Raw genomic sequence first — 268 nt, forward strand, 5'->3', positions numbered from 1 at the left:
TTACCACGGGGTATGGCAGTGGTCGGTCGATAAGCCGCAGGCGTTCTGGCAATCGATCTGGGACCATTTTCAGGTGCAGGCCAGCAGCTCGCACCGGGCGGTGCTGGGCGCCCGCGCAATGCCGGGGGCGCAGTGGTTTCCAGGCCGCAGAGAATGGTGTCGACGTAAAACGCGAAGCTCTCATCCAGCGCCGCGTCCACCCCGTTTTGCCAGCGCAGACTGAAGCCGCGATTGCTCAATTGGTCCATATTCTGCGCGAGGGTGGGGT

At 63.1% G+C, this 268-nt stretch carries 1 protein-coding gene; it reads left to right on the forward strand.

Annotation, left to right across the window (positions count from 1 at the left end):
- Nucleotides 1–55: 55 nt before the first annotated feature.
- A complete protein-coding gene (locus AC0L20_RS41125; protein WP_473295848.1) occupies nucleotides 56–223 on the forward strand; it encodes a hypothetical protein in 168 nt (55 codons plus the stop codon).
- Nucleotides 224–268 lie beyond the last annotated feature (45 nt).

The organism is Bradyrhizobium sp. Kon58 (assembly GCF_055807455.1).